This window comes from Streptomyces sp. NPDC001056 (assembly GCF_053598955.1).
Genome location: NZ_JBSFLI010000002.1, coordinates 173,680 through 199,968 on the forward strand (window position 1 = coordinate 173,680; position 26,289 = coordinate 199,968).

24 protein-coding genes are annotated in these 26,289 nt (G+C 74.1%); 7 read left to right on the forward strand and 17 right to left on the reverse strand.

Annotated features, from left to right (window positions below; translation table 11 throughout):
• Positions 1-241: 241 nt before the first annotated feature.
• The 11 genes from ACWDD7_RS03375 to ACWDD7_RS03425 all read right to left on the reverse strand — a co-directional run bounded on the left by ACWDD7_RS03375 (position 242) and on the right by ACWDD7_RS03425 (position 11,510).
• Positions 242-1,576 (reverse strand): sulfate adenylyltransferase subunit 1, encoded by a 1,335-nt coding sequence (locus tag ACWDD7_RS03375; protein WP_351866472.1) that lies wholly within the window; start codon positions 1,574-1,576, stop codon positions 242-244.
• A gap of 2 nt (positions 1,577-1,578) precedes the next feature.
• Positions 1,579-2,514 carry a sulfate adenylyltransferase subunit CysD gene (cysD, locus tag ACWDD7_RS03380; protein ID WP_351866475.1) on the reverse strand — a complete coding sequence of 312 codons (936 nt, stop codon included), beginning with the start codon at positions 2,512-2,514 and terminating at the stop codon, positions 1,579-1,581.
• Entirely contained in the window at positions 2,511-3,119 is a 609-nt protein-coding gene (cysC, locus tag ACWDD7_RS03385; RefSeq protein WP_450456038.1) for an adenylyl-sulfate kinase, read from the reverse strand. Before cysC ends, cysD begins: the two co-directional genes overlap by 4 nt.
• Positions 3,116-3,826, reverse strand: coding sequence for a phosphoadenylyl-sulfate reductase (locus ACWDD7_RS03390; RefSeq protein ID WP_450456039.1), 711 nt, complete (start codon positions 3,824-3,826; stop codon positions 3,116-3,118). Before ACWDD7_RS03390 ends, cysC begins: the two co-directional genes overlap by 4 nt.
• On the reverse strand, positions 3,823-4,005 hold the full coding sequence (locus tag ACWDD7_RS03395) for a hypothetical protein (protein ID WP_351866480.1): 183 nt from the start codon (positions 4,003-4,005) through the stop codon (positions 3,823-3,825). The genes ACWDD7_RS03390 and ACWDD7_RS03395 overlap by 4 nt, the downstream gene beginning before the upstream one ends.
• Positions 4,002-5,699, reverse strand: coding sequence for a nitrite/sulfite reductase (locus ACWDD7_RS03400; RefSeq protein ID WP_450456042.1), 1,698 nt, complete (start codon positions 5,697-5,699; stop codon positions 4,002-4,004). The genes ACWDD7_RS03395 and ACWDD7_RS03400 overlap by 4 nt, the downstream gene beginning before the upstream one ends.
• 157 nt (positions 5,700-5,856) lie before the next feature.
• Complete coding sequence (locus tag ACWDD7_RS03405; protein ID WP_310739661.1) at positions 5,857-5,940, reverse strand: putative leader peptide; 84 nt, start codon at positions 5,938-5,940, stop codon at positions 5,857-5,859.
• Positions 5,941-6,067: 127 nt separating this feature from the next.
• Entirely contained in the window at positions 6,068-6,640 is a 573-nt protein-coding gene (locus ACWDD7_RS03410) for a GNAT family N-acetyltransferase (protein WP_450456044.1), read from the reverse strand.
• Between the two features lie 58 nt (positions 6,641-6,698).
• The gene (locus ACWDD7_RS03415; protein WP_450456046.1) at positions 6,699-8,033 is read right to left on the reverse strand and encodes a hypothetical protein; all 1,335 of its coding nucleotides are present in this window, start codon (positions 8,031-8,033) and stop codon (positions 6,699-6,701) included.
• Positions 8,034-8,232: 199 nt separating this feature from the next.
• Complete coding sequence (locus ACWDD7_RS03420) at positions 8,233-9,528, reverse strand: GAF domain-containing protein (protein WP_450456350.1); 1,296 nt, start codon at positions 9,526-9,528, stop codon at positions 8,233-8,235.
• 344 nt (positions 9,529-9,872) lie between these two features.
• Entirely contained in the window at positions 9,873-11,510 is a 1,638-nt protein-coding gene (locus tag ACWDD7_RS03425; protein ID WP_450456047.1) for an acyl-CoA dehydrogenase family protein, read from the reverse strand.
• 235 nt (positions 11,511-11,745) lie between these two features.
• On the opposite strand from ACWDD7_RS03425, the gene ACWDD7_RS03430 reads away from it, so the two are divergent.
• Both ACWDD7_RS03430 and ACWDD7_RS03435 read left to right on the forward strand, forming a co-directional pair.
• Positions 11,746-13,014, forward strand: a complete 1,269-nt coding sequence (locus tag ACWDD7_RS03430; protein ID WP_450456048.1) for a YihY/virulence factor BrkB family protein — start codon at positions 11,746-11,748, stop codon at positions 13,012-13,014.
• A gap of 51 nt (positions 13,015-13,065) precedes the next feature.
• The gene (locus ACWDD7_RS03435; protein WP_450456050.1) at positions 13,066-13,758 is read left to right on the forward strand and encodes a helix-turn-helix domain-containing protein; all 693 of its coding nucleotides are present in this window, start codon (positions 13,066-13,068) and stop codon (positions 13,756-13,758) included.
• Here ACWDD7_RS03435 and ACWDD7_RS03440 read toward each other — a convergent pair.
• Both ACWDD7_RS03440 and ACWDD7_RS03445 read right to left on the reverse strand, forming a co-directional pair.
• Positions 13,741-14,139 carry a VOC family protein gene (locus ACWDD7_RS03440; RefSeq protein ID WP_450456052.1) on the reverse strand — a complete coding sequence of 133 codons (399 nt, stop codon included), beginning with the start codon at positions 14,137-14,139 and terminating at the stop codon, positions 13,741-13,743. The two genes, ACWDD7_RS03435 and ACWDD7_RS03440, sit on opposite strands and share 18 nt — an antisense overlap.
• Positions 14,140-14,203: 64 nt before the next feature.
• Positions 14,204-14,836 carry a VOC family protein gene (locus tag ACWDD7_RS03445; protein ID WP_450456054.1) on the reverse strand — a complete coding sequence of 211 codons (633 nt, stop codon included), beginning with the start codon at positions 14,834-14,836 and terminating at the stop codon, positions 14,204-14,206.
• Positions 14,837-15,146: 310 nt separating this feature from the next.
• Between ACWDD7_RS03445 and ACWDD7_RS03450 the strand changes: the two genes are divergently transcribed.
• The 3 genes from ACWDD7_RS03450 (at position 15,147) to ACWDD7_RS03460 (ending at position 18,084) form a co-directional block, all read left to right on the forward strand.
• The gene (locus tag ACWDD7_RS03450) at positions 15,147-16,010 is read left to right on the forward strand and encodes an isocitrate lyase/PEP mutase family protein (protein ID WP_450456055.1); all 864 of its coding nucleotides are present in this window, start codon (positions 15,147-15,149) and stop codon (positions 16,008-16,010) included.
• Positions 16,007-16,261, forward strand: coding sequence for a hypothetical protein (locus ACWDD7_RS03455; RefSeq protein WP_450456057.1), 255 nt, complete (start codon positions 16,007-16,009; stop codon positions 16,259-16,261). The genes ACWDD7_RS03450 and ACWDD7_RS03455 overlap by 4 nt, the downstream gene beginning before the upstream one ends.
• A 254-nt stretch (positions 16,262-16,515) precedes the next feature.
• Positions 16,516-18,084 (forward strand): carboxylesterase/lipase family protein, encoded by a 1,569-nt coding sequence (locus ACWDD7_RS03460; protein WP_450456351.1) that lies wholly within the window; start codon positions 16,516-16,518, stop codon positions 18,082-18,084.
• Between the two features lie 89 nt (positions 18,085-18,173).
• Here ACWDD7_RS03460 and mmuM read toward each other — a convergent pair whose 3' ends face one another.
• Positions 18,174-19,109, reverse strand: coding sequence for a homocysteine S-methyltransferase (gene mmuM / locus ACWDD7_RS03465; RefSeq protein WP_351866514.1), 936 nt, complete (start codon positions 19,107-19,109; stop codon positions 18,174-18,176).
• 135 nt (positions 19,110-19,244) lie between these two features.
• On the opposite strand from mmuM, the gene ACWDD7_RS03470 reads away from it, so the two are divergent.
• Positions 19,245-20,060: an isocitrate lyase/PEP mutase family protein gene (locus ACWDD7_RS03470; RefSeq protein WP_392211800.1), complete on the forward strand. Its 816-nt coding sequence runs from the start codon at positions 19,245-19,247 to the stop codon at positions 20,058-20,060.
• Here ACWDD7_RS03470 and ACWDD7_RS03475 read toward each other — a convergent pair.
• The 3 genes from ACWDD7_RS03475 to ACWDD7_RS03485 all read right to left on the reverse strand — a co-directional run bounded on the left by ACWDD7_RS03475 (position 19,994) and on the right by ACWDD7_RS03485 (position 25,093).
• Positions 19,994-20,725 carry an alpha/beta fold hydrolase gene (locus ACWDD7_RS03475; RefSeq protein WP_450456060.1) on the reverse strand — a complete coding sequence of 244 codons (732 nt, stop codon included), beginning with the start codon at positions 20,723-20,725 and terminating at the stop codon, positions 19,994-19,996. The two genes, ACWDD7_RS03470 and ACWDD7_RS03475, sit on opposite strands and share 67 nt — an antisense overlap.
• 99 nt (positions 20,726-20,824) lie before the next feature.
• Positions 20,825-23,728: a glycoside hydrolase family 2 TIM barrel-domain containing protein gene (locus ACWDD7_RS03480; protein WP_450456061.1), complete on the reverse strand. Its 2,904-nt coding sequence runs from the start codon at positions 23,726-23,728 to the stop codon at positions 20,825-20,827.
• A gap of 120 nt (positions 23,729-23,848) precedes the next feature.
• Positions 23,849-25,093: an FAD-binding protein gene (locus ACWDD7_RS03485; protein ID WP_450456063.1), complete on the reverse strand. Its 1,245-nt coding sequence runs from the start codon at positions 25,091-25,093 to the stop codon at positions 23,849-23,851.
• A 110-nt stretch (positions 25,094-25,203) separates the two neighbouring features.
• On the opposite strand from ACWDD7_RS03485, the gene ACWDD7_RS03490 reads away from it, so the two are divergent.
• Positions 25,204-26,211, forward strand: coding sequence for a hydroxyacid dehydrogenase (locus ACWDD7_RS03490; protein ID WP_450456065.1), 1,008 nt, complete (start codon positions 25,204-25,206; stop codon positions 26,209-26,211).
• Positions 26,212-26,289 lie beyond the last annotated feature (78 nt).

Below are 26,289 nucleotides of genomic sequence, written 5' to 3' on the forward strand. Positions count from 1 at the left end.
AGTTGATGGCAGGCACGGGAGGGGTTCCTCTCGTTGGCCCGGCGGGTCACGGTCTCTTCAGGTCGTGGCCGGGAGGTCGGCAGGTCTTCGTCTGTGGCGGTGGGGGGCGAGGGCGCGCGAGCGGTGCGCGTACGTCAGCGCGCACATCGCGCCACCCCGCCCTGTCCGCTGCCGAGGGCCCCGCTGCCGACGCGGCCGCCCTCCTTCGCGAACATCGAGTAGAAATCGGAGGAGTTCATGCTCAGAAGTCCCAGCCGTCCTCGTCGGCCGCGTCCTTGACCGGATCGGGCGCGGCGAAGGACTCGCCGACCATGCCCGCGGTGAGCGTGGTGCCGTCGGCGGGGTCGATCAGGATGAAGGAGCCGGTGCGGCGCGAGTCGGCGTAGGCGTCGACGGGCAGCGGTTCGGCGGTGCGGATCTTCACCCGGCCGATGTCGTTGGCGGCGAGCCGGCCGGGGTGGGGGTGCAGGGACAGGTCGTCCAGGGTGAGCCGGGAGGGGATGTCCTTGACGATCGCCTTGACGGTGCGGGTGCCGTGCTTGAGCAGGACCCGGTGGCCGACGGCCAGCGGCTGGTCGGCGACATGGCAGACCGTCGCCTCCACGTCCCGCGTGGTCGGCGGCGCGTCCTTGGCCGGCACGATCAGGTCGCCGCGCGAGACGTCGATGTCGTCCGCCAGCAGGAGGGTCACGGACTGGGTGGTCCAGGCGACGTCGACCGGCTCGCCGAGCAGGTCGATGCCGGAGATCGTCGTGGTGAGCCCGGACGGCAGGACCATGACCTCCTCGCCGACGCGGAAGCTGCCGGCGGCGATCTGGCCCGCGTAGCCCCGGTAGTCGGGGTGCTCGGCGCTCTGCGGGCGGATCACGTACTGCACGGGCAGCCGGGCGTGGCAGTGGGCCAGGTCGTGACTGACGGGGACCGTCTCCAGATGCTCCAGGACGGTGGGGCCGCCGTACCAGTCCATGTGCGCGGACGGCTCCACCACGTTGTCGCCGGCGAGCGCGGAGATCGGGATCGCGGTGACCTCGGGGATGCCCAACTCGGTGGCGTAGGCGGTGAACTCCTCGGCGATCGCCGCGAAGACGGGCTCCCGGTAGCCGACGAGGTCCATCTTGTTGACGGCCAGCACCACGTGCGGGACGCGCAGCAGGGCGGCGATCGCGGCGTGCCTGCGGGTCTGCTCGACCACGCCGTTGCGGGCGTCGACCAGGATCACCGTCAGCTCGGCGGTGGAGGCGCCGGTGACCATGTTGCGGGTGTACTGCACATGGCCGGGGGTGTCGGCGAGGATGAACCGCCGCCGGGGCGTGGCGAAGTAACGGTACGCCACGTCGATCGTGATGCCCTGCTCCCGCTCGGCGCGCAGCCCGTCGGTGAGCAGGGCGAGGTCCGGGCCGTCCTGGCCGCGGCTCGCCGACGCCCGCTCCACGGCCTCCAGTTGGTCGGCCAGCACCGACTTGGAGTCGTGCAGCAGCCGCCCGACGAGGGTGGACTTGCCGTCGTCGACGGAGCCGGCGGTGGCGAACCGGAGCAGCGTGGTGGCCGACAGCGCCTCGGTCGTGACAGTGCTCATGGTTAGAAGTACCCCTCGCGCTTGCGGTCTTCCATCGCGGCCTCGGACAGCTTGTCGTCCGCGCGGGTGGCGCCCCGTTCGGTGAGCCGGGACGCGGCGATCTCCGCGATCACGGCGTCCAGGGTCGTCGCGTCCGAGTCGACGGCGCCGGTGCAGGACATGTCGCCGACCGTGCGGTAGCGCACCAGGCGCTTCTCCACCGTCTCGTCCCGCCGCGGCCCGCCCCACTCGCCGGCCGTCAGCCACATCCCGGCGCGCCGGAACACCTCGCGCTCGTGCGCGAAGTAGATCTGCGGCAGCTCGATCCCCTCGCGGGCGATGTACTGCCACACGTCCAGCTCGGTCCAGTTCGACAGCGGGAACACCCGCACGTGCTCACCGGGCGCGTGCCGGCCGTTGTACAGGTTCCACAGTTCGGGGCGCTGGCGGCGCGGGTCCCACTGGGAGAACTCGTCGCGCAGCGAGAACACCCGCTCCTTCGCGCGGGCCTTCTCCTCGTCGCGGCGTCCGCCGCCGAAGACCGCGTCGAACCTCTCCGACTGGATCCTCTCCGTCAACGGCAGCGTCTGCAGCGGGTTGCGGGTGCCGTCCGGGCGCTCCTTGAGGACCCCCCGGTCGATGTAGTCCTGGACGGAGGCCACATGCAGGCGCAGCCCGTGCCGCTCGACCGCGCGGTCGCGGTAGTCGAGTACCTCGGGGAAGTTGTGCCCGGTGTCCACGTGCAGCAGTGAGAAGGGGACCGCCGCGGGGGCGAACGCCTTCAGCGCGAGGTGCAGCATGACGATCGAGTCCTTGCCCCCGGAGAACAGGATCACCGGGTTCTCGAACTCGCCCGCCACCTCACGGAAGATGTGCACGGCCTCGGACTCCAGCGCGTCCAGGTGCGACAGCGCGTACGGGCTGTCCGTACCGCCTTCGACCTCGGCGAGCGTGGTCATATCAGTCCCCTCTCGCTGAGCAGGGCGGACACGGCGGCCGCGGACTCCTGCACGGTCTGGTGCTGCGACTCGATGCGCAGCTCGGGCGACTCGGGCTCCTCGTACGGGTCGTCCACACCGGTCAGCCCGGTCAGCTCGCCCGCGGCCTGCTTGGCGTACAGCCCCTTCACATCGCGGACGCTGCACACCTCGACCGGCGTCGCCACGTGCACCTCCAGGTACGGGGTGGCGTTCTCCGCGTGCCGCTTGCGCACGGCGTCCCGGCTGTCCGCGTACGGCGCGATCACCGGCACCAGCGCCAGCACGCCGTTGCGGGCGAGCAGTTCGGCGACGAAGCCGATGCGCTGCACATTGGTGTGCCGGTCCTCGCGGGAGAAGCCGAGGCCCGCGGAGATGAACTCGCGGATCTCGTCGCCGTCGAGCACCTCGACCCGGTGGCCCCCGGCGCGCAGCCGGCCCGCCAGTTCGTGGGCGATGGTGGTCTTGCCGGCGCTCGGCAGGCCCGTGAGCCAGACGGTGGCTCCGGTGGTCACGTCGTTCTCCTGGGTCTGGGTCTGGGTCTTCGTCCGGGGTCGTATCCCGGGCTGGATCTGGTCAGTGGTCATCCGTGCAGCCCGCACTCGGTCTTGGCGCGCCCCGCCCAGCGTCCGGCGCGCGCGTCCTCGCCCTCCAGCACCCGGCGGGTGCAGGGGGCGCAGCCGATGGAGGCGTAGCCGTCCATCAGCAACGGGTTGGTCAGCACGCCGTGTTCGGCGACGTAGGCGTCCACGTCGTCCTGGGTCCAGCGCGCGATGGGGGAGACCTTGACCTTGCGCCGCTTCTCGTCCCAGCCGACCACCGGGGTGTTCGCCCGGGTCGGGGACTCGTCGCGGCGCAGGCCGGTCGCCCAGGCCCGGTAGTTCGCCAGGCCCTGCTCCAGGGGCCGCACCTTGCGCAGGGCGCAGCACAGGTCGGGGTCGCGGTCGTGCAGCCTCGGGCCGTACTCCGCGTCCTGCTCGGCCACCGTCTGCTCCGGCGTGAGCGTGATGACGCGGACGTCCATCACCGCGGCCACCGCGTCCCGGGTGCCGATGGTCTCCGGGAAGTGGTAGCCGGTGTCGAGGAAGACCACGTCCACGTTCGGGCGCACCTGCGAGGCGAGATGGGCGACCACGGCGTCCTCCATCGAGGAGGTGACGCAGAACCCCCCGCCGAAGGTGTCCACCGCCCAGCGCAGGATCTCCGGCGCGGAGGCGTCCTCCAGCTCACGCCCCGCGCGCTCGGCCAGCTCACGCAACTCGTCGTCGGTACGCGTTTTCTGTTCCGTCGTCATGTCCGCTCGCCCTCTTGGTCGTCGGCTCGCCGCAGACCCTGCGCGAGCAGTCCGAGGAACTTCAGCTGGAACGCCCGGTTGCACGCCCCGCACTCCCACGCACCATGGCCCTGCTCGCTCGGCCGCAGGTCCTCGTCGCCGCAGTAGGGGCAGTAGAAGGGGGCGGCGCGCTCGCTCACGACAGAGCCTCCTCGGAGGCACGGGACGCCCAGACGGCGAACCGCTCGCCGTCCGTGCGCTCGGCGAGGTAACGCCGCAGCACCCGCTCGATGTAATCGGGCAGTTCCCGCGCGGTGACCTTCAGGCCGCGCACCTTGCGGCCGAAGCCCGCCTCCAGCCCGAGCGCGCCGCCCAGGTGCACCTGGAAGCCCTCGACCTGGGTGCCGTCGTCGTCCAGGACCAGCTGGCCCTTGAGACCGATGTCGGCCACCTGGATGCGGGCGCAGGCGTTCGGGCAGCCGTTGATGTTGATGGTCAGCGGTTCGTCGAACTCCGGGAGCCTGCGCTCCAGTTCGTCGATCAGGGAGCTGCCGCGCTCCTTGGTCTCCACGATCGCGAGCTTGCAGAACTCGATGCCGGTGCAGGCCATGGTGCCGCGCCGGAAGGGCGAGGGGGAGACGGTGAGGCCGAGCGCGTCGAGGGCCGCCGACAGCGGCTCGACCTGGTCCTCCTCGACGTCCAGCACGATCATCTTCTGCTCGACGGTGGTGCGCACCCGACCGGAGCCGTGGGCCTCGGCGACATCGGCGATCTTGGCCAGCGTGGCGCCGTCGACCCGGCCGACGCGCGGCGCGAAGCCGACGTAGAAGCGGCCGTCCCGCTGCCGGTGCGCGCCGACGTGGTCGCGCCAGCGCTCCACGGGCTGCGCGGGCGCCGGGCCGTCGAGCAGCTTGCGCCCGAGGTACTCGTCCTCCAGTACCTGCCGGAACTTCTCCGCGCCCCAGTCGGCGACCAGGAACTTCAGCCGGGCCCGGTTGCGCAGCCGCCGGTAGCCGTAGTCGCGGAAGATCGAGATGACGCCCTCGTGGACGTCCGCGACCTCCGCCAGCGGCACCCAGGCGCCGAGCCGGACACCGATCTTGGGGTTGGTGGACAGTCCGCCGCCGACCCACAGGTCGAAGCCGGGCCCGTGCTCGGGGTGCTCGACCCCGACGAACGCGACGTCGTTGATCTCGTGCGCCACGTCCAGCAGCGGGGAGCCGGAGACCGCGGTCTTGAACTTGCGCGGCAGGTTCGAGTAGGCCGGGTTGCCGATGACGCGTCGGTGGATCTCCTCGATGGCGGGGGTGCCGTCGACGATCTCGTCCTCGGCGATGCCGGCGACCGGGGAGCCGAGGATCGCGCGGGGCGTGTCACCGCAGGCCTCGGTGGTGGACAGCCCGACCTCTTCGAGTCGCCGCCAGATCTCCGGCACGTCCTCGATGCGCACCCAGTGCAGCTGGATGTTCTGCCGGTCGGTGATGTCGGCGGTGCCGCGCGCGAACTCCTGGGAGACCTCGCCGATCACCCGCAGCTGCCGGGTGGTCAGCCGGCCCCCGTCGATCCGCACCCGCAGCATGAAGTACTCGTCGTCCAGCTCCTCCGGCTCCAGGATCGCGGTCTTGCCGCCGTCGATCCCGGGCTTGCGCTGGGTGTACAGACCCCACCAGCGCATCCGGCCACGCAGATCGGTCGGGTCGATGGAGTCGAAGCCGCGCTGGGCGTAGATCGTCTCAATACGTGTCCGTACGTTGAGACCGTCATCGTCCTTCTTGAACTGCTCGTTGCCGTTGAGCGGTGTGAAGTGGCCCTGGGCCCACTGGCCCTCGCCGCGGTGACGGCTCACCTTGCGGCGGGGCGCGGAGGCGGCTGGGTTCTGTGGGGTGGCAGCCATGGTTGCTACGTCCTTCGGACAGGCTTCGGACATGGGAGAAGTGGCGCTGAAGAGCTCTGACCTGCGTGGATAGGGGCGCACGGGCGACGAGTGCGGGCCGTGCGCGGGCAAGGGTCAGGCGGGGGCCCGAGTAAGGGGAGCGGCGGTGCTGGAAGGGTCAGCTCGCCGGACAGATGGCGCTGGACATGCGGCCGAGGTCGACGTGCCGCCGACTCACCAAGGCAATTCCAGTTCCAGGCATGACGGCAGCGTGTCACGGCGATCTGGACAGAGTCCAGCTTCTTCCGTCATGTGGACACCCCTGTCTCGCATCGCGGGACAAGGGTGCGATCGCTCACATGTGTCGCAGGGAGGCTTGTCGGGGCAGGTCAGGCAGGGTAGGCGCCCGGCCACGGGCCCGGGTTCGACACGTCGGGCTCCAGTTCGACCTTGGTTTCGTACAGCTTGAAGCCGCGTCGCTGGTAGTTGGCCATGGCGAACTCGCCGTCCTTGTCGCAGGTGTGGACCCACACCCGCTTCGTCGGCGTCCGCCCGGGCCAGCGCTCGGCGAGGTCCCAGGCGCGGGCGGTGCCGTACGCCAGCAGGTGCCCGCCGATGGCGCGGCCGCGGAAGGCGGGGATCAGCCCGAAGTAGAGGATCTCCACCGCGCCGTCGTCCTGCGCCTCCAACTCCAGGAAGCCGGCCGGGGTGCCGCGGTCGTACGCCACCCATGTCTCGACGCCCGGCCGGTCCAGCAGCTCCCGCCAGCGCGCGTACGACCACCCGAGCCGGTCGGTCCAGCGGATGTCCCCGCCGACCGCCGTGTACAGGAACCGGTTGAACTCGGGGGAGGGCACCTCCGCCCGTACGATCCGCACGTCGCCCTCGGGTGCGGCGGCGGGCAGCAGATCGGCCGGGGACGTCTGCTCCAGGAACCATGTCGTGACAGGGATGCTGCTCATGCGGGCCAGGGAATCATCCCGCCCCGGTGTCTGTCGATCGACCGCCCCCGGTGCGGGGTCAGCCCAGTGACCGGTCCAGCTCCGCCAGCGGCACCGCGAACAGCATCCGCCCGGACAGGGACCACACCTCGCCGGTCTCCCGCCAGTACGACAGGGAGCCCGCGGACTCGGCCCAGCAGTGGTGCGTGGCGTCCGCGCCGCACTCCGCCGCCCGCGCGCCCCGGGTGTCCTGCCGCCACAGCCCGCCGTGGCCGTCTTGCGCCTCGGGCACCCGTCCCACATACCAGGACGTGCGATCCGCCCCGGCCTCCCGGTAGGACAGCACCCCCCGGATCCCGGTCACCCGGGTCCGGTACTCCTCCACCGCGTCGACCCGGCCTTGGGCGTTCGCCGCGAGCAGCCCCGCGCGGCGCGGGTCGGTGCTGAACGCGTACCGCCACAGCCGGGCGGGCCGCTCGCCGCCGGGGGCCGTCCACTCCGCGGCGACCAGGCTGGCCGGCGCCGTACCGCGGTCGAGCGCGAGCGCGCCGGGACAGGGCGGTCCGGTGGGCGAGCAGCGGCCGCCGGCGAAGCTGTAGCTGCCGACCGCGGGCATGACGTACCGGTACCCGTCGGCGGACCAGCCGCCCCGCACCCGGCCGATCGCGGGCCCGTCGACCGTGGCGCGCTGGATCCGGTCGAGGTCGTACACGTAGAGCGCCGCGGAACCGCCGCGGCGGGTGGTGACCAGCAGCTTGTCCCGGTACCAGACCATGGAGGAGACCCCGGAGCCCAGGCCCCGGTAGTCGCGGCCACCGTCCACCGGCACCACCAGCAGCACCCAGCGGTAGGCGAGCCGGTGGGGATCGTCGGCGTCGACGAGGGCGACCCGGGCGAGGCCGCGCTCGGCGCGCGGACCGGTGCGGGTGCCGTGCGTCCAGCCGCTGAGGACCACCCGGTGGGTGCCCCACACGCCGTCCTCGTCGGCGTCCCCGGACGTGGTCACCGAGGCCGGACGCCAGCCCGTGGCACCGGTGTCGGCCGGGTCCCAGCAGTACGCGCGGGTGGGCGAGGGCGCGACGGGCAGGGTCTCGCGGTCGGCGTCGGAGCAGCCGGGGCCCTCGCGCAGGGTGCGGTCCGCGCCGGCGAGCACGGCGTCCACGCCGACCGGGCGGCCCATCGAGGCGGCGAGGCGGTCCAGGGTGCGGGCGGGCACCAGGTGCTCGCGCAGCCGCAGCCGTGCGGTGTCCGCGGGAGAGGTGAGCGGCTTGAGCGCGCCGGGACGCTCGGTGACCTGTGCCTGGGAGGCGCTGATCAGGGTCGCGGCCGTGGTCAGGGCCAGCGCGGTCCCGGTCAGCACGGCGCGCAGGACCGTGCCCCGCCTGCGCCGGCGATGTCTGCCGCGATGCATCATGTCGTCCCCTCTTCAGGGCCCTTCCGCTCCGGCGCACGCCGTCGCCCCGGCCTGGCCGGAGCGGACCAACTGCGCTCGCCGGTCCGTACGTTGACGCCGCGTCCGGGCCCTCAGGGGATGCTACGGCAGTAACGGTCCGCGCAGGGCGAAGACCCCGCAAATACCCGGAAGTCACGCCGGAAACGCCGCGCCCCCGCCGTCACGCGGGCCGCGGACGGTCCCGCCGCTGCGCCGTCCGGCGGTGCGCCACCGCCGTCGCCGTGGAGCGTGGCAGCAGGTCACGGGGGTCATCGGGCAGCACGACCTCGACGTCGGCCGTATCGGAGAAACGATACGGCCGATGCTGGAGAAGTCCTCCGAGATAGCGGCGGATCCGCGACATCTCCGCCCGCACCGTCACCGTGCGTGTCGGGTCCCCGAAGAGGTCACCGGCCAGCTCCGCCGCCCCGCGCCCGCCCGGGTGTTCGGCCAGCAGGAACAGCAACTCGGCATGGCGCGGGCTCAGTTCCCGCGACCAGGCGCCCGTCGGCGCGGACGCCGACACGGTCACCGTGGCGCGCTCCGGCCGGGAGAGGTCCAGCACGAGGCGGGAGGCGGCCGTGGCGTGCGGCTCCCCGTCGGCCCGCAGCAGCCAGCCCTCGCCGAGCGGCTCCACCGCGCACCAGCCGAGCGCGGCCAGCCACCGGCGGCCCGGCACCAGCGACTTGGGCAGTGTCACCCGCCGCAGATACGGCATCCCGGTCACGGCCGCCGACCAGCCGTCCCGGTCCACCACCAGCGCCCGCCCGTCGAGCCGCGCCAGCACCGGCGCCGCCACCGTGCGCAGCCGCTCCAGCGAGCCCACGTGCAGCTCCCGCAGCCGTGCCTCGGCCAGCTTCGCCACCGCGTTCACCCAGGCGAGCGTCGCCGGATGCACGGTCTCCAGCGGGCCGCTGAGATCCACCACCCCGAGCAGCCGGCCGTCCCGGGGGTCGGTGATCGGCGCCCCCGTACACGTCCACGAGGTGTGCGACCGCACGAAGTGCTCGGCGGCGAACACCTGGACCGGCCGCCGTACGACCGCGGGGGTGCCCACCCCGTTGGTGCCGACGACGTCCTCCCGCCAGTCCGCGCCCGGTTCCAAGCCCAGCCCGTCCGCCTTGCGCAGCACCGCGACGGAGCCCTCGCGCCACAGCACGCGCCCGTCGGCGTCCGCGACGACCATGATGTGCTGGACCACGTCCGCGACCGAAAGCAGCCCCTCGCGCAGCACCGGCAGCACATGCCGCAGCGGCGACTGCTCGCGTCGCCGCCGCACCTCCTCCGGGGACAGTGGCCGGGATCTGAAGCCGCGGTCCGGGTCGACGCCGCTGCGCAGCATCCGTCCCCAGGACTGCTCGATCACCGGCCGGGGCGCGAGCGGCCCGCGCTGGCCGGCGAGCGTGGCCTCGCGCATCTCGCTGAGCACCCGCGCCGCCTGCGCCGCGTCCACGGCGGCCAGGCGCGCCACGTTCATCGGCGGGTTCACCACGGGTTCTCCTCCCGGCGAAGGGGGCCGTACACACTCTTCGAGCCGTCCGGGCGGCGCTTTCCGGTCGGCCGCACCTCACATACTGCCGGGCCGGGCAGGCCGGAGGCACAGACTCCGCGCATGTGCGCCAACAAGTTGCAACCCCCTGCAACCCTGGTGAACCGTCTGAACCCGGCCGAGACTTGACCAGGACGCCCGTCGCGGCGTCCACGGGCCGCAACGGGCCCATGTGGCGGGGGTGGTGCCGTGTCGGCGCAGCACCACCCCCGGCCGGGCACCGGCGGTTTTTGGCCAGTGCGGCGAGCAGCACCCGCCCTCCGCACGACGCTTCAGCGGACCGGGCGCGCCCGCTCCACCACCGACGCCAGGTCCAGACCCCCCGGCAACGTGCCGAACGTCCCGCCGTGATCGCCGCCGAGCCGCGAGGCGCAGAAGGCGTCGGCGACCTCCGGCGGCGCGTGCCGCACCAGCAGCGAGCCCTGGAGCACCACCGCGAGCCGCTCCACCAGCCGCCGAGCCCGGCCCTCCGCGTCCGCCAGATCGGCGAGTTCGGTGAACAGGTCCTTCACCGCCCGGTCCAGCCGGTGGTCGGCGCCGTGCGCCTGCCCGATCTCCGTCAGGCACGCGTCCAGCGCGGCCGGCTCCCGCCGGAGCGCCCGCAGCACGTCGAGCGCCTGTACGTTCCCGGCGCCCTCCCACACGGAGTTGAGCGGCGACTCGCGCACCAGCCGGGGCAGCCCCGACTCCTCCACGTACCCGTTGCCGCCCAGGCACTCCGCCGCCTCGACCACCACGGGCGCGCACCGCTTGGTGATCCAGTACTTGGCGGCCGGCACCGCGAGCCGCAGGAAGGCGCGCTCCCGTTCGCCCCCGTCGTCGTACGCCGCCGCGAGCCGCAGCGCCAGCGCGGTCGCCGCCTCCGACTCCAGCGCGAGGTCCGCGAGCACGTTGCGCATCAGCGGCTTGTCGAGCAGCCGGCCGCCGAACGCCTCGCGGTACGCGCAGTGGTGCACCGCCTGCGCCACCGCCTGCCGCATCAGGCCCGCCGAACCGAGCGCGCAGTCGAGCCGGGTCGCCGCGACCATCCCGATGATGGTGCGCACCCCGCGCCCCTCCTCGCCGACCCGGCGCGCCCAGGTGCCGTCGAACTCGACCTCGGCGGAGGCGTTGGCGCGGTTGCCCAGCTTGTCCTTCAGCCGCTGGAGCAGGAAGACGTTGCGCGTGCCGTCCTCCAGGACGCGCGGCACCAGGAAGCAGGTCAGGCCCCCGGGCGCCTGCGCCAGCACCAGGAAGGCGTCCGACATCGGGGCGGAGCAGAACCACTTGTGCCCGGTGAGCGCGTAGGCGTCCGCCTCCGCGAGCGGGCGGGCCCGGGTCGTGTTCGCGCGGACGTCGCTGCCGCCCTGCTTCTCGGTCATGCCCATCCCGAAGAGCGCGCCGGGCTTGCGCGCGGCGGGCCGCAGGTCGGGGTCGTACACCGTGGAGGTCACCCGCGGCTCCCAGACGGCGGCGAGCGCGGGATCGGTGCGCAGCGCGGGCACGGCCGCGTGGGTCATGGACAGCGGACAGCACGTGCCCGCCTCCACCTGGGTCCACAGCAGGAACCCGGCCGCCCTGCGCACATGCCCGGCGGGCCGGGTCCAGGCACCGGTCAGCCCGGCCGAGACGCCCTTGCCGAGCAGCCGGTGCCAGGCGGGGTGGAACTCCACCTCGTCGATCCGGTGGCCGTACCGGTCGTGGGTGTGCAGCCGGGGCGGCTGTTCCTCCGCCTGTCTGCCCCACTCCTGCACCTGCGCCGAGCCCCCGGCCCGCCCCAGCGCGGACAGCTCCGCGCGCGCCTCGGCCAGCAGCTCCCGCGGTGTGTACCGCTCGACGGCGTCCACCAGCGCCCGGTCGCCGGCGAAGAGGTCGTGGCCGACCAGTGGGGGCGGCTGGTTCGTCACGGTGTGGGTGGAGATGCCTGCCATGATTGCGAACCTACCCGGGACGGCGGCGGTGATGGCCTCCAGGGTGGCACAGGGCCGCCCGGGGTGGTGGGAGGGAACAGGGCGGGGTGGTGGGAGGAGATAGGGCGGGGCGGTGGGAGGGAACAGGGCGGGGCGGTGGGAGGAAACGGGACAGCCGGGTGCGGGACGCGCGGAGCCGGTCGCCGGACCGCCCCGCATGGTGAGGTCGGCCCGTCGCTGCGGATACCTTTGGGTCGTGCAGCCAGCTAGTGATTCCCCCGAACGGCCGGTCGGACGGTTCCACCGGGCCCGCGCCCTCTACCGGAACGTATCCAAGCGCAGGACCGCCTGGCTGCTGCTCAAGGACACCGTCAACTCCTGCATGGAGTACCGCATCCTCGGCCTCGCCGCCGAGGCCGCGTTCTTCACCCTGCTGTCCGTCCCCCCGCTGCTGCTCTGCCTCATCGGGCTGCTCGCCTACGTGGACACCTGGACCGGCGCGCACACCATCGGCAGCCTGGAGACCAACCTCCTCGAAGCCTCCCGGACCGTCCTGTCCGACAAGGGCGTCAAGGAGATCACCGAGCCGATCCTGCACGACGTGATAAAAGGCGGCCGGCCCGACGTCATCTCCCTCGGTTTCCTGTTCGCCCTGTGGTCCGGCTCCCGCGCGGTGAACGTCTTCATCGACACCATCACCGTGATGTACGGCCTCGACGGCGTCCGGGGCATCGTCCGCACCCGGATCATGTCCTTCGTGCTGTTCATCGTGGCGCTGCTGATCGGCTCGGTGGCACTGCCGCTGATGGTCGCGGGACCGGACGCGGTGGTACGGGTGGTGCCCTGGTCGGAGACGGTGGTGCAGGTCCTGTACTGGCCGGTCGTCATCGTCCTGTCCGTCGTCTTCCTGACCACGCTGTACCACGTGTCCGTGCCGGTGCGCTCGCCGTGGATCGAGGACGTCCCGGGCGCCCTGGTGGCCCTCGCCATGTGGGTCCTCGGCAGCTTCCTGCTCCGCATCTACCTCGTGCACACCGTCGAGGGCGCCACGATCTACGGCTCCCTCGCCGCGTCCGTCGCCGTCATGCTCTGGATCGGGGTGTCCGCCTTCGCCGTGCTGGTCGGCGCGGCGGTCAACGCCGCGATCGACCGGGTCTGGCCGGCCGCCGCCACGGCCGCCGCGCGCGAGGCCAACGAGCGGGTGCGGGAGGCGCAGGTCGCCGAGTACGTGGCGCGTGCGGCGGCGGCGCGGGAGAGCGACCCGGACGACCCCGACATGCCGTCCGAGTTCCCCGAGCGGTGGTCCCGGTTCCTGCCGCCGGAGGACGTGACGTCGCGGCTGCGCGGGCATGCGCGGGGCGCGCAGGGGGCGGGCAGGGGGAGCAGGGAGCAGGCCAAGGGGGACGGCCCCCAGGCGAACGGCGACGGTCCGCACGTGACCGGCGGCGGGCCCCGGTCCCCCGGCGACGGCCCGTACTCCAACGGCGAGGGGAACGGCGGCGACACCCCCCACCGCCGGTGGTGACCTGACCGCGTCGTCGGGACGAGCCCCCGCCGCCGTCGTACGCTGGCGGCCGTGTACGCGGAACGGACCTCCCGGCTGACCGGCGCGGTGGTGTGGACGAACGAGCCCGTCGCCGACCCGGTCGCGGCCCGGCCCGTGCTCCCCGACGGCTGTATGGACCTGCTGTGGGACGGGGAACGGCTGCTGGTCGCCGGGCCCGACACCCGCCCGTACCTCCCCGAGGGCCCGGCCCGCCGCTGGGCGGGCGTCCGCCTCCGCCCCGGCACCGCCCCCGTGCTGCTCGGCGTCCCGGCGTACGAACTCCTCGACCAGCGGGTGGAGCTGGCCGGTCCGTGGCCCGTCGCCCGGGTGCGCCGGCTGCGCGACCGCATGGCGGCGGCGGCCGACCCGGCGACGGCCCTGGAGGGCATCGCCCTGGACGCGGCGGCGCGGGCGCCGGCCCCCGAGCCGTGGGTGCACCGGCTGGTACGACGCCTCGACGAGGGCCGCCCGGTCGCCGCCACGGCCGCCGAACTCGGCCTCGGCACCCGCACCCTGCACCGCCGCTGCCTCGGCGCCTTCGGCTACGGCCCCAAGACCCTGGCCCGCGTCCTGCGCCTGCGCCGGGCGCTCGCACTGGCCCGCGCGGGGGTGCCGTACGCCGAGACGGCGATCCGTGCGGGGTACGCCGACCAGCCTCACCTCGCGCGCGAGGTGAGGGAGTTGGCGGGCATGCCGCTCGGGCGGCTACTCGGCGGCCGGTAGCGGCGCGAACAGGTCGACGCCGTTGCCGTCGGGGTCGAGGACGATGGCGTACCGCTGCCCCCAGACGGCGTCCCACGGTGCCGCCTCCCCGTGGTACCCGGCGCCCACGAGGTCCGCGTACAGCGCGTCGACCTCCGTGGGCGCCCCGCACCGGAAGGCGAGCGCGACCCGGCCCCCGGCGGGCAGGTGCCGGCCGGGGTGGAAGGAGCGGACGGTCTCCTCGGTGTCGAGGGCGAAGATCAGCCCGCCGGGCAGCCCTGCCTCGGCGTGCGGCAGGGCCTCGGCGCCCTCGGGAAAGACCAGTCCGAGGCGGCGGTAGAAGGCGAGCGAGGCGGCCATGTCGGAGGCCACCACGCCGATCAGGGCGAAGTGTGCGGTCATGAGGGGCACGGTAGGCGGCGGCCGGGGAAGGGGTCTTGAAGGAATCGGACACCGGGCCGCGGGGTCAGCCGAACGTGACCGGCCCGTTGGGCGTGTCCACCGTGAACGTGAGCGCCTCCGGCCCCTTCGCCAGGGCGAGTCGCGTGCCCAGCGCCGTCAGCGGGCCGCGCACCTCCTCCGGCCCCGGCGCCGTCGCGGACACCGTGAGCAACGGGGTGACCGGCAGCCCGGAGGCGGCGGGGTGGCGCGAGTCGCCCCAGTCGATCAGGAACGGCACCAGGCCCGAGGGGTGCGCCTGTTCGCCGCCGGTCAGCCGCCAGCGCAGCACCGTGCCGTCCGGGGTGCGCCGGCTCATCGGGTGCGCGGGACCGGGGTCGTAACCTCGCGCGCGGGCCGCCGCGATCGCCTCGTCCAGGTCCGGCGGGCTGATCGCCCAGGTCAGCACGCACGGCCCGGGAAGCCGGTCGACCCCGAACGGCCGCTCCCCGACCGGCCCCGGCTGCTCCGGGTCCGGGCCGACGATCTCCAGATAGGCCCGGCCGCCGAGGCCCACCAGATGGTTCCTGGTGCCATGGCCGGGGTGCGCGCCGCCGGGCGCGGGGGTCACCCCGGTGCGCCGCGCGAACTCGGCGACGGTGGCGTCCAGATCGGGGGTGGCGAGGACGAGATGGTCCAGATACGCGGGAATGGCGTTCACCCCGTGGGAGGCTACGGTCAACCGCCGCCCCGTTCAAGGCCGTCACACCGACGGGCCGCCACCGACCGCGACTCCGTCCCGGCCTTTGCCTCCCGGACTTCCCGGTTCACCTGGACGGCGGACCCCTCTGGGCGGATCGGCTCCTCAAGTGACGTTTCTGCGGTGAACGGATTACGCCACCCGAGTGAGTAAAGCTGGCGTCATGTCAAGTCAATGTGAGTACCTAGAGATGCTCTTGGCTTGGTAAAGAACCTTCAAGGTGCGGTGGCTCCCGCCGCCGCTCCCGCGTACCCACAGAAGGAGCCGGACCTTGACCTACGGGAAGAAGCTGCGCGATCGCATCGCCGGGCCCGGGACCACACCGCTGATCGGCGTCTACGACATGTACTCGGCGTCGATCGCGGCCAAGCACTACGACGGGATGTTCGTCTCCGGATTCGGCTTCGCGGCCTCGTACTACGGCCTGCCGGACATCGGGTTCATCGCCTGGCCCGACATGGTGGCCTTCGTCCAGCGGCTGCGGGGCGCGTTCCCGCACCACCACCTCCTCGTGGACATCGACGACGGGTACGTCGACCCCGAGGTCGCCTGCCACGTCGTCGAGGGCCTGGAGCGCATCGGCGCCTCCGGGGTGATCCTGGAGGACCAGAAGCGGCCCCGCCGCTGCGGACACGCGGACGGCAAGCAGGTGCTGCCGCTGGAGGAGTACCTGGAGAAGCTCCACCAGGTCCTGGAGACCCGCAAGGACCTGGTCGTCGTCGCCCGCACCGACGCGACCGACGAGCACGACATCCTGCACCGCGCGGAGCGGCTCGCCGCGACCGACGCCGACGTGGTCCTGGTCGACGGGGTGCGCAGCGTGGAGTGGATCAAGCGGATCCGGGAGGTCGTCGGCGACAAGCCGCTGCTGTTCAACCAGATCGCGGGCGGCAAGTCCCCGCGCCTGTCCCTCGGCGAACTCTCCGAACTCGGCGTCGACGTCGCCATCTACAGCACGCCCTGTCTGTTCGCCGCGCACGAGGCGATGGACTCGGCGCTCGCGGGGCTGAAGGCCGCCGACGGCCGGCTGCCCGTGGTGGACCCGGCGACCGGGGTGGGCGTGCAGGCGTCCACCACCCTGCTGGAACGCAACATCGCCCGCGACCGGCTCGTCCCCGAAGGCGTGGGCGTGTGACCGGCGGGACCCGCGCCGGCATGGCGGCCGCGCTCGCCGTGGCCCTCCTCGGCACGGGTGCCGCCCCGGCACTCGCGGACAACAGCCTGGTCACCCTGGTGGACAACTCCCACGCCGACTCCTGGCTGGAGGTCGACCGCACGGCCAACGTGCAGACCGGCAAGGGCGACGCCGGCAGCGACCACGACGGCAGCGCCGTGGACGCGATCGAGGCCCTGCTCGGCCATCCACCGCCCCCCGACGAGGACTGAAGGGGGCTGAGAAGGGGCGAGGGGGCTGAGAAGGGGGGCGCGCTCACGCGGTCGTGACGGCCGCGTGCTCGGGGCGGCGAGGGCCGGGCACCTTCCACGTGGAGGCCGCCCGGCCTTCGTCGTCCCGGCTCACGCCGGAGGCGGTCGCCCCGGTCCGCCGAACGGCGCGGACGCAGGTCCGTGCACCGGAATACATCGAAGCCCCCCGGCGCTCTGCATATGAAAGGTGCATGACGGCGAAGGGCTGGTGGGCGATGGCGGCAGACCCGGCGGGCCCGGTGGTCCGAACCCCGCACGGCGCCGTACGCGGCCGCTACGAGCGGGGTGTCGCCGTGTTCCGGGGCATCCCCTACGCCGCCCCGCCCGTCGGCCCCCGGCGCTTCCGGCCCCCCGAGCCGCCCGAGCCCTGGGACGGGGTGCGGGACGCGGCGGAGTTCGGGCCGACCGCGCCGAAACCGCCGTACTCCGAGGCGTTCGCCCAGTACCTGTCCGACCCCTCGATCCCCGGCGACGACTGCCTCAACCTCAACATATGGACGCCCGACCCGTCCCCCGGCGCCCGGCTCCCCGTCCTGGTGTGGCTGCACGGCGGCGCCCTGACCAGGGGCTCCTCGGCCGTGCCGGTCTACGACGGCCGGACCTTCGCCCGCGACGGCGTCGTCTGCGTCTCGGTCAACTACCGGCTGGGCGTCGAGGGCTACGGACTGTTCCCGGACGCGCCGCCCAACCCCGGCCTGCGCGACCAGCTCGCCGCGCTGCGCTGGGTGCACGAGGCGATCGGCGCCTTCGGGGGCGACCCGGACCGGATCACCCTGGGCGGCCAGTCGGCCGGCGCGATCAGCGCGGGCGTCCTGCTCGCCTCCCCCCACACCGACGGCCTGATCCGCCGCGCGGTGCTCCAGAGCGGCCCGCCGGAGGTCTGCGAGCGGGACAAGGTACGGCGGATGGTGCGCCGGATGGCCGCCCGCCTGAAGATCCCCGCGACGGCCGCCGCCTTCGCCGCCACCGACCGCGAACTGCTGCTGCGCACCCAGGCCGAGGTCGGCCGGCTGTCCGGGCCGGTGCTCGGCGGGCCGGCGTTCGGCGTCGTCGTGGACGGCGACCTCGTGCCCCGCGACCCGCTCAAGGCCCTGATCGAGGGCGACACCGCCCGGGACGTGGACCTGCTGATGGGCTGGACCCGGGACGAGTACCGGCTGTGGCTGGTGCCCGGAGGACTGCTGGAGCCCATCGACCGGCTCGGCGCCGTCGCCGTCGCGGGGGCCATGGCCCGCTGCCGCGCGGGGCACGAGATCCCGCGCGGCTACCGCGCCCTGCGCCCCGGGGCGGGGGCCGCCGAGATCGTCGGCCAGATGGTCACCGACCACATGCTGCGCGTCCCGCTGCACCGCCTCGCCGACGCCCGCCCCGCCACCAGCCACCTCTACGAGTTCGCCTGGCCCTCCCTGCGCCCCGGCCTGGGCGCCTGCCACGCCCTGGAGCTGGGCTTCGTGTTCGACTCCGGGGACATCCCGGAGTCGCGGAAACTGGCCGGGGAGGGCGCGCCGCACGAGCTGTGCGACGCGATGCACGGCGCCTGGGTACGGTTCGTGACCACCGGCGACCCCGGCTGGGAGGCATGGAACCCCGCGCACCCCGTCCGCGTCTTCGGCGACGGCGCCCCCCGCACCGCCTACGGCCCCCGCGACGCGGAATACGCCCTGTGGTCCACCACCCCGCGCACCCCGCCGCCCCGCCCCACCGCGGTCCCCCGCGCCCCCGGCGCCGAGCTGGCCTCCGCCATGCGCCGTCTGCGGCACTCGGTGGGGGCGCTGCGCCGCTGAACCCCGGCCTTCGCGCCCCGGCCGGCTCACCGAACGCCGATGCCCTCGACCTGCCGCACGTCCTCGGGCCCTCGGGCCCCGCCCGCCGGTCAGCCCCGTTCCGCCCCCAGCGCCCGCGCGATCGCCCCGATGCCCTCCGGGCCCACCCGGCAGCACCCCCCGATCAGCCGTGCCCCCCGTGCCCGCCAGGCCGTGACCTGCTCGGGGCCGAAGGTCGTACGGCCGTCCCAGGAGCGGGCCGCGGCGTCCCAGGACTCGCCGCTGTTGGGGTAGACCACGACCGGCTTGCCGGTGACGCGGGCCGCGATCTCCACGGCGGGGGCGACGTCCTGAGGGGCACAGCAGTTCACCCCCACCGCGATGATCTCGTCGGCGTCGGCCGCGAGGGCGAAGGCCCGCTCCAGGGGCTGGCCGGCGCGGGTGCGGGGGCCGTCGATCGTGAAGGACAGCCAGGCCGGGACCCCCAGACCGCGTACCGCCCGGAGCAACGCCTCGGCCTCGTCGGTGTCCGGGACGGTCTCCAGGGCCAGGGCGTCCGGCGCGGCGGCGGCCAGGACTTCGAGGCGGGGGCGGTGGAAGCGCTCCAGCTCGCCGGTGGTGAGCCCGTAGCGGCCGCGGTACTCGGAGCCGTCCGCGAGCATCGCGCCGTACGGACCGGCCGAGGCCGCCACCCACAACGGGCGCCCCACGCCCGCGTCCCGGGCCCGCCGGGCCGCGTCCCGGGCCAGCCCCACGCTCAGCGCGAGCAGCCGCGCCGCCTCCGCGTGGCCGATGCCGCGCCGGGCGAAGCCCTCGAAGGTGGCCTGGTAGCTGGCGGTGATCGCCACGCTCGCGCCCGCCAGGTAGTAGGCGAGGTGCGCCTCGGTGATCGCTTCCGGTTGTTCGGCGAGCAGCCGCGCGGACCACAGCGCGTCGCTCAGGTCGTGCCCGGCGGATTCCAGCTGGTTGGACAGCCCGCCGTCGAGGACGACCGTCCCGGCGGCGAGGGCGGCGGCGAGGCCGGGGGCGGAGACGTTGCCGGTCATGCCGGTGACGCTAGTCCAGACGGCGCGGGAGCGGGGCGGGTGTCCAGCGGCTGGGCGGCCGGTCGGGGAAGCGCCCCTCGCGGGCGCCCGCACGTTTCGGCCCGCGCCGAAACGATCCGGAACTAGCGTGGCCGCATGACCGCAGACCCGTCATCCCCGGGAACCTCCTTCGCCGCGCTCCACCACCGCCCCGGTGAGCCGCTGCTCCTGCCCAACGCCTGGGACCACGCCTCGGCCGCCGCGCTGGCCGCCCGGGGCTTCGCCGCGATCGCCACGTCGAGCCTCGCGGTCGCGGCGGCCGTCGGGCTGCCCGACGGGGAGGCCCGCACCCGGGAGCACACCCTGCGGCTCGCCCTGGCCCTCGGTTCCGAGCCGTATCACCTGACCGTGGACGCCGAGGGCGGCTTCGCCGACGACCCGGAGGAAGTGGCCCGGCTGGCACAGGAGTTGTGGACCGTCGGCGCGGTCGGGGTCAACCTGGAGGACGGGCTCGGGCCGAGCGGCCTGCTCGCCGCGAAGATCGCCGCCGTCAAGGCCGCCGTGCCGGGGATGTTCGTCAACGCCCGTACCGACACGTACTGGTCGGGGGACGGCGACGAGAGGGACACCCTCCGCCGCCTCGACGCCTATCGGCAGGCGGGCGCCGACGGCGTGTTCGTGCCCGGCCTCACCGACCCCGCACGCATCGCCGGTCTCGTGCGGCGGCTCGACGCCCCCCTCAACATCCTCCACTCGCCCGCCGGACCCACCGTTGCCCACCTCGCCGACCTGGGCGTGGCCCGGATCAGCCTCGGCTCCCTGCTCTACCGCAGGGCGCTCGGCGCGGCACTGGACGCGATGGCCGACATCGCCGCGGGGCGGGCGCCGGGCGGCACGACGCCCTCCTACGACGAGGTGCGCGCGCTGGAGCGCAGCGTCTCGGTCAGCAGGTCCGCGAACTCCACCGGGTGATCCAGCGCGCCCAGGTGGCCGCCGGGGAACTCCGCGAACGCGCCGCCCAGCCGTCCGGACAGGAACTCGGTCGTGCGGTGGAGGAGTTGGCCCTGCGAGTCGGCGCCCGCGGCGAGCGTCAGCCGGGTCGGGTCCTCCACCGCGAGCGGCGTGTACGCGGTGAACGGGTGCAGCACCCGCGCCAGGAAGACCCCCATCGCAGTCGCCGACCCGCCCTCGGCGGGCGGCCGCTTCGGCCCGTCCAGCTGTCCGAGCAGTTCGGCGCGCCGCTCGGCGCCGTCCGGCAGCACGGTGACGCACGGCGGCTCGTGCGCCACCACATGCGCCAGCCGCTCCGGATGCCGTGCGAGCAGATCGAGCACCGCGATCCCGCCCGAACTGGTTCCGAACACATGCGCCGACCCGCCCTCGGGCAGCACCGCCGCCAGCACCCGGTGGGCGCCCTCGCTCCAGTCCGCCACCCGCTGCTCGGGCACCGGCAGACCGAGCCGCCCATGGGCCAGCCCCAGCGGATCGTACGTCACCACGGTGAACCGCGTGGCGAGCCGCTCGACCAGCGGTCCCAACCCCATCGGATGCCCGGCCCCGCCCGGCAGCACCAGGAGCACGGGCCCCTCGCCCGTGACGTCGTAGTGGTCGCGGCCCTCGTGTGCCGTCTCGGTCATCGCTCGTCCTCTCCGGGTCCGGCGCCCGCGGCCGGCCGCGGGGCGTCGGTCGTCCTGTCCGCCGGACAGTACGTCCCGCCCCGCTCCGAAGCACGCGAATTAGGCGGCGCCCGGCCGGGCGGAGAAGACGAAGGAGAACTCCGCCGGTTCCGCCCGCAGCCGGTAGCGCGGCAGCGGCCCCGGCCCGCACGACTGGGAGCCGATGCCGTGCTGGGCGTGGTCCAGGCCGACCCAGACCGTGTCGCCCGGCACCAGGTCGGTCCGGTGCGCGGCGGCGTCCAACTGCTCGCTGGTCCAGCGGCGGGCCGTCAGGAGGAAGACCGGGTCGCCCTCGACGCGCAGTCCGCCCAGCTCCGCCCAACGGACGTCGATCCGGGCGCCGTTCTCCTGCGGACGGACGTACGGCGTCTGCAACGCGGCCACCGTGGACTCCCAGCACCCCACCACGGCGGCCGACCTGGTGTCCGGATACGCCTCCCCGGGGCCGCCGCCGAACCAGCGCACACGGTCGGTCGTGGCCGCCGCCAGCCCGAGGCGGACGCCGAGCCGGGGGAGCGGCACCGTCCAGTCGCCCTCCGGCACGACGCTCACGGCCAGCCGCAGCCGGTCCCCGTCCGACGTCCAGCGGTACACCGTCGACAGGCCCAGCTCCCGTGCCGCGGGCGCCACCCGGGTGCGGACCGTCAGCGCGTACCCATCCGCCTCCACCGCGTCCAGCCGGTGCCGCATCCGGTGCAGGCCGAGCCCGCGCCACAGCGGGCCGCAGCGCGGATCGTGCTGCCAGGCGGCGCCCCCGTCGTTGTCGGTGGGCGCCCGCCACACGTCCAGCCGCGGCCCGTCGACGGCCACGCCGCCGACCGCCGTCAGGGCGCCGGTGCGCGCGTCGAACGTGCCGGGGCCGAGGGTGAACACACGGTCGCCGGCGCGGAGTCGGGCGGTCGCCGGGACACGGACGACGGTCCGTTCCGTCGCCGGGAACTGGCCCCAGGCCACGACATGACCCCGCTCCGCCCAGGGCGCGTCGGCCGCGAGCACCGCCCGGATCAGCCAGTGCGCCTCCCCGTCCGGCGCCTCGGCAGGCGGCGCGGGCAGCTTCACGTCCGCCGACGCGCCGGGCGCAAGCGCCGGTACCGGCAGGGGCCCGGAGGCCACCGTCGCCCCGTCCACCTGGTACGACCACGAGAAGGCGAGCGCCGACAGGTCGGCGACGTCGTACCCGTTGGCCACCCGGACCGTGCCGTCCGTGCCGTCGCCCGTGATGCCGACCGGTTCGAGCACCTTGCGGTACTCGACCAGACCGGGGGAGGGACGCCGGTCCGGGAAGAGCAGTCCGTCGCAGACGAAGTTGCCGTCGTGCAGTTCCTCCCCGAAGTCGCCGCCGTAGGCGTAGCCCAGCTCCGGATGCGCGATGCCGTGATCGATCCACTCCCAGACGAACCCGCCCTGCAACCGCTCGTACGACGCGAACAGCCGCTGGTAGTCGGCGAGTCCGCCGGGGCCGTTGCCCATGGCGTGCGCGTACTCGCAGAGAACGAACGGGAGCCGCCGCCTCTTCCGGGGCCCTCCGTCCAGGCCCCGGCCGATGCGCTCCACCTCCTCGTGACCGGCGTACATCCGTGAATACACGTCCGTGTCACGGCAGTCGTGGTCGCCCTCGTAGTGCAGCGGGCGGGAGGGATCGCGCGCGCGGATCCACTCGGCCATCGCGGTCAGGCCCCGGCCCGTGCCGGCCTCGTTGCCCAGCGACCACAGGACGATCGACGGATGGTTCTTGTCCCGCTCGACCATGCGGGCCGCGCGGTCCAGCAGGGCGGGGGTCCAGCGGTCGTCGTCGACGGGGTTGTCCCGCCAGCCCTGTTCGGTGAAACCGTGGGTCTCCAGGTCGCACTCGTCCACGACCCACAGGCCGTACTCGTCGCACAGGTCGAGGAAGGCCGGGTGCGGCGGATAGTGGGAGGTGCGCACGGCGTTGATGTTGTGCCGCTTCATCAGCAGCACGTCCTCGCGCATGGTCGCGAGGTCCAGTGCCCGGCCGCGCTCCGGATGCCACTCGTGCCGGTTGACGCCCTTGAAGAGCACGGGCCTGCCGTTCACCGTGAGCAGGCCGTCCGCCACCTCCACCGTGCGGAAGCCGATCCGCAGCGGCACCCGTTCGCCCCCGGTGGCCAGCACCCCGTCGTACAGCCGCGGCACCTCCGCCGACCACGGCCGGACCGGCACCGTCACCGGCTCCCCGGTCGGCACGTCGATGCCGAGGTCCGGCACCGTGACCCTGCCGTCCACGTCCGAGTCGACGCGCAGGGTGCCGGTGCCCGTGCGGTGGTCGTACGAGGCGTGCACGAAGAAGTCCCCTACCGCGCCGGCCGGCCGGTGCAGCAGGGTCACGTCGCGGAAGACGCCGGGCAGCCACCACTGGTCCTGGTCCTCCAGATAGGAGCCCGCCGACCACTGGTGGACCCGCACGGCCAGCACGTTGCCGGCCGGCTTCAGCAGCGGCCCGACCGCGAACTCGTGGGCGAGTCGCGACCCCTTGAACGTGCCCAGCTCCGTGCCGTTCAGCCACACCCGGGCGCAGGACTCCACCCCGTCGAACCGCAGCACCGCCCCGTCGCCGTCGCCACGGGGCCAGTGCGCGGGCAGGTCGAAGACCCGCAGGTGGTCGCCGGTCGGATTCTCGGTCGGCACCCGCGGCGGATCGACCGGGAACGGGTAGCGGTGGTTGGTGTAGACGGGTGAGCCGTGGCCCTGGAGGACCCAGTGGCCGGGGACCGTGACCTCCGCCCAGCCGCCGGCGTCGTACCCCTGCCTCACGAAGGCGTCGGCGTCGCACCCCTGCTCGAAGAAGCGGACGTCGGCCGTCGGCGACAGCCGGAACCGCCACGAGCCGTTCAGGGAAAGGGACGTGGCGTCCGAGGACGCGTACCAGGCGCGGGGCGGCAGAGTTCCGGAGCCGGGGGAGACGTCCTCGACGTACTCGGAGCCGGAGGAGGAGGCGACGGACATCGGTCTCCGATCTGGTGCCACACACGACGGAAGAGTGGGGGTCAGGTGGGAGGGATGCTCACATGAGGCTAGGCGCGGGCCCCGGCGCCCGGCAAGGGGGCCGGGCCCCGCGGGACGTCGTCAGGCGCCGAGCACGTCCGCGACGAACGCGTTGGTGAACTTGCCCGCGGGGTCGAGGGAGCGGGCCAGGGCCCGGAAGTCGCCGAGGCGGGCGTAGCGCCCCCGCACCACCGCCGGCGGCATGCCGAACACCTTCCCCCAGTGCGGGCGCGGGTCGAACGGCTCCAGGGCCGCCTCCAGTTCGCGCACCACCCGCAGGACCGCCGCCTCGTCCCGCACCCAGGTGAAGTGCAGCGCCACCGAGTCCCGCGCGTGCGCCGGGCTGAGCCACTGCGGATCGGCGGCGATCGTGCGCACCTCGCACGTCTGGAGCACCTCCGCGACGCCCGCCCGTATCCCGTCGACCGCGTTCAGCGCGTCGACGGCCGCCGAGCGCGGCACCAGGTACTCCGACTGGATCTCCTCCCCGCTGCTGGGCGTGAACTCCGCCCGGAAATGCGGCAGCCGCTCGTGCCACGGCCCGGGAACGCCCAGCTGCTCGGTGCAGTTGGCCGCGGGCATGCCCGGCACCGGGTGCAGGGGCTCCGCCGCCGGCGCCGCCCACGGGAAGTCCACCGCCGGCTGGTCGGTGCGCCGCTTGACCCACACCTGCCGGAAGCCCGGCTCCCGCCAGTTCGTGAACAGGCTGACGCTGTACGCGGAGCCGGCCACCGCCTCGAAGTCCAGCCCCGCCAGGGGCAGTTCGGTGTACACCCGCTGCTCGACCTCGAACGCCGGTTCAAGGTCGAGGGTGAGCGCGGTGACGACGCCCAGCGCGCCCAGCGAGGTCACGGCTCCGTCGAAGCGGTCGTCGCCCCGGGCGATCGTCACCGTCGTACCGTCCGCGACCACCAGCTCCACCTCCCGCACCGCCGAGGCCAGCGGAGGGTTGGCCATGCCCGAGCCATGGGTGCCGGTCGCCACCGAACCGGCCACCGAGATGTGCGGCAGCGAGGCCATGTTCGCCACGGCGAGGCCGTGGGCGTGGACCGCGCGGGCCAGCTCGGCGTAGCGCACCCCGCCCGAGACCCGGACCGTCCGCGCGGCCTGGTCCACCTCGATCACCGGCGGCAGGGCGGCGGTCGACAGCAGCACCCCGGCCGGGCCGGGGTCCGCGACACGGTTGAAGGAGTGCCCGCTGCCCAGGACCCGTACCTTCGCCGCGTCCGCCACCAGGGCGCGCAGCGCGTCGAGTGTCCGCGGGCGCTGGTACTCCTTCGCGTCGTAGGTGATGGTGCGGGCCCAGTTGGTCACCGTCTCCCTCATGCTGCCGTTCCTTTCGCCGGGGCGGTGGGTCCGTTGACCCTCTCATCCGCCGCGACCTACGGTAGAGACCGCTTGCCGCCCGCGCCGCACCGAGCCCGGAGGGTCCGTCCTTGCCCGAGCGCCCGCAGGCCGTGTTCGCCATGGCGGCCGAGTACGTGCCGTGCGTCTTCCCGCCCGGCCTCCTCGCCCGCCTGCGCGCCCACCTGGACATCGACCCCGCCCTGGTGGCGCACGACTTCGCCGAGCCCCGGGTGCGCGCGGCCCTCGCCCGCGCCGAGATCCTCGTCACCGGCTGGGGCTGCCCCCGCCTCGACGCGGCCGCCCTGGACGCCGCCCCGGGACTGCGGGCCGTGCTGCACGCGGCCGGCTCGGTCAAGGGGTTCACCACCGCCGAGGTGTGGCGGCGCGGCATCGCCGTCTCCTCGGCCGCCGACGCCAACGCCCTGCCCGTGGCCGAGTACACCCTCGCGATGATCCTGCTCACCGGCAAGAACGCCTTCGCCCTGCGCGAGGAACTGCGCGAGCGCCGCGGCTTCCCGTACGGCGCGATCGTCCCCGGCATCGGCAACCACGGCCGCCGCGTGGGCGTCGTCGGCGCCTCCCGCGTCGGCCGTCGGCTGATCGCGCTGCTGCGCCCGTACGACCTCGCCGTCACCCTCAGCGACCCCTGCCTGGACGCCCCGGAGGCCGCACGCCTCGGGGTGCCGCTGCTGCCCCTGGACGACCTGCTGCGCACCAGCGACGTCGTCACCCTGCACGCCCCGGAGACCCCCGCGACCCGGCACCTGATCGGTGCCCGCGAGCTGGCCCTGATGCCCACCGGCGCGGTGCTCGTCAACACCGCGCGCGGCGCCCTCGTCGACCACGAGGCGCTCGTCGGGGAGTTGCGCACCGGGCGCCTCGGCGCCGTCCTGGACGTCACCGACCCCGAACCGCTGCCCGCCGACTCCCCGCTGTTCGACCTGCCCAACGTGTTCCTCACCCCCCATCTGGCGGGCTCCCAGGGCAACGAGGTGGCCCGGCTCGGCCGGGCGGTGGTCGAGGAGGCCGCGCGGCTGGCGGCGGGCGGCCGGCTCCGGCACGCGGTCGACCCCGCGACGCTGGACCGGACGGCCTGAGGAGCCCCTCACGGGCGCGCCCACGGGACCCGGCACCGTCCCGCCCGAGCCGGGGGCATACGGTTGGGCGGTACGCCT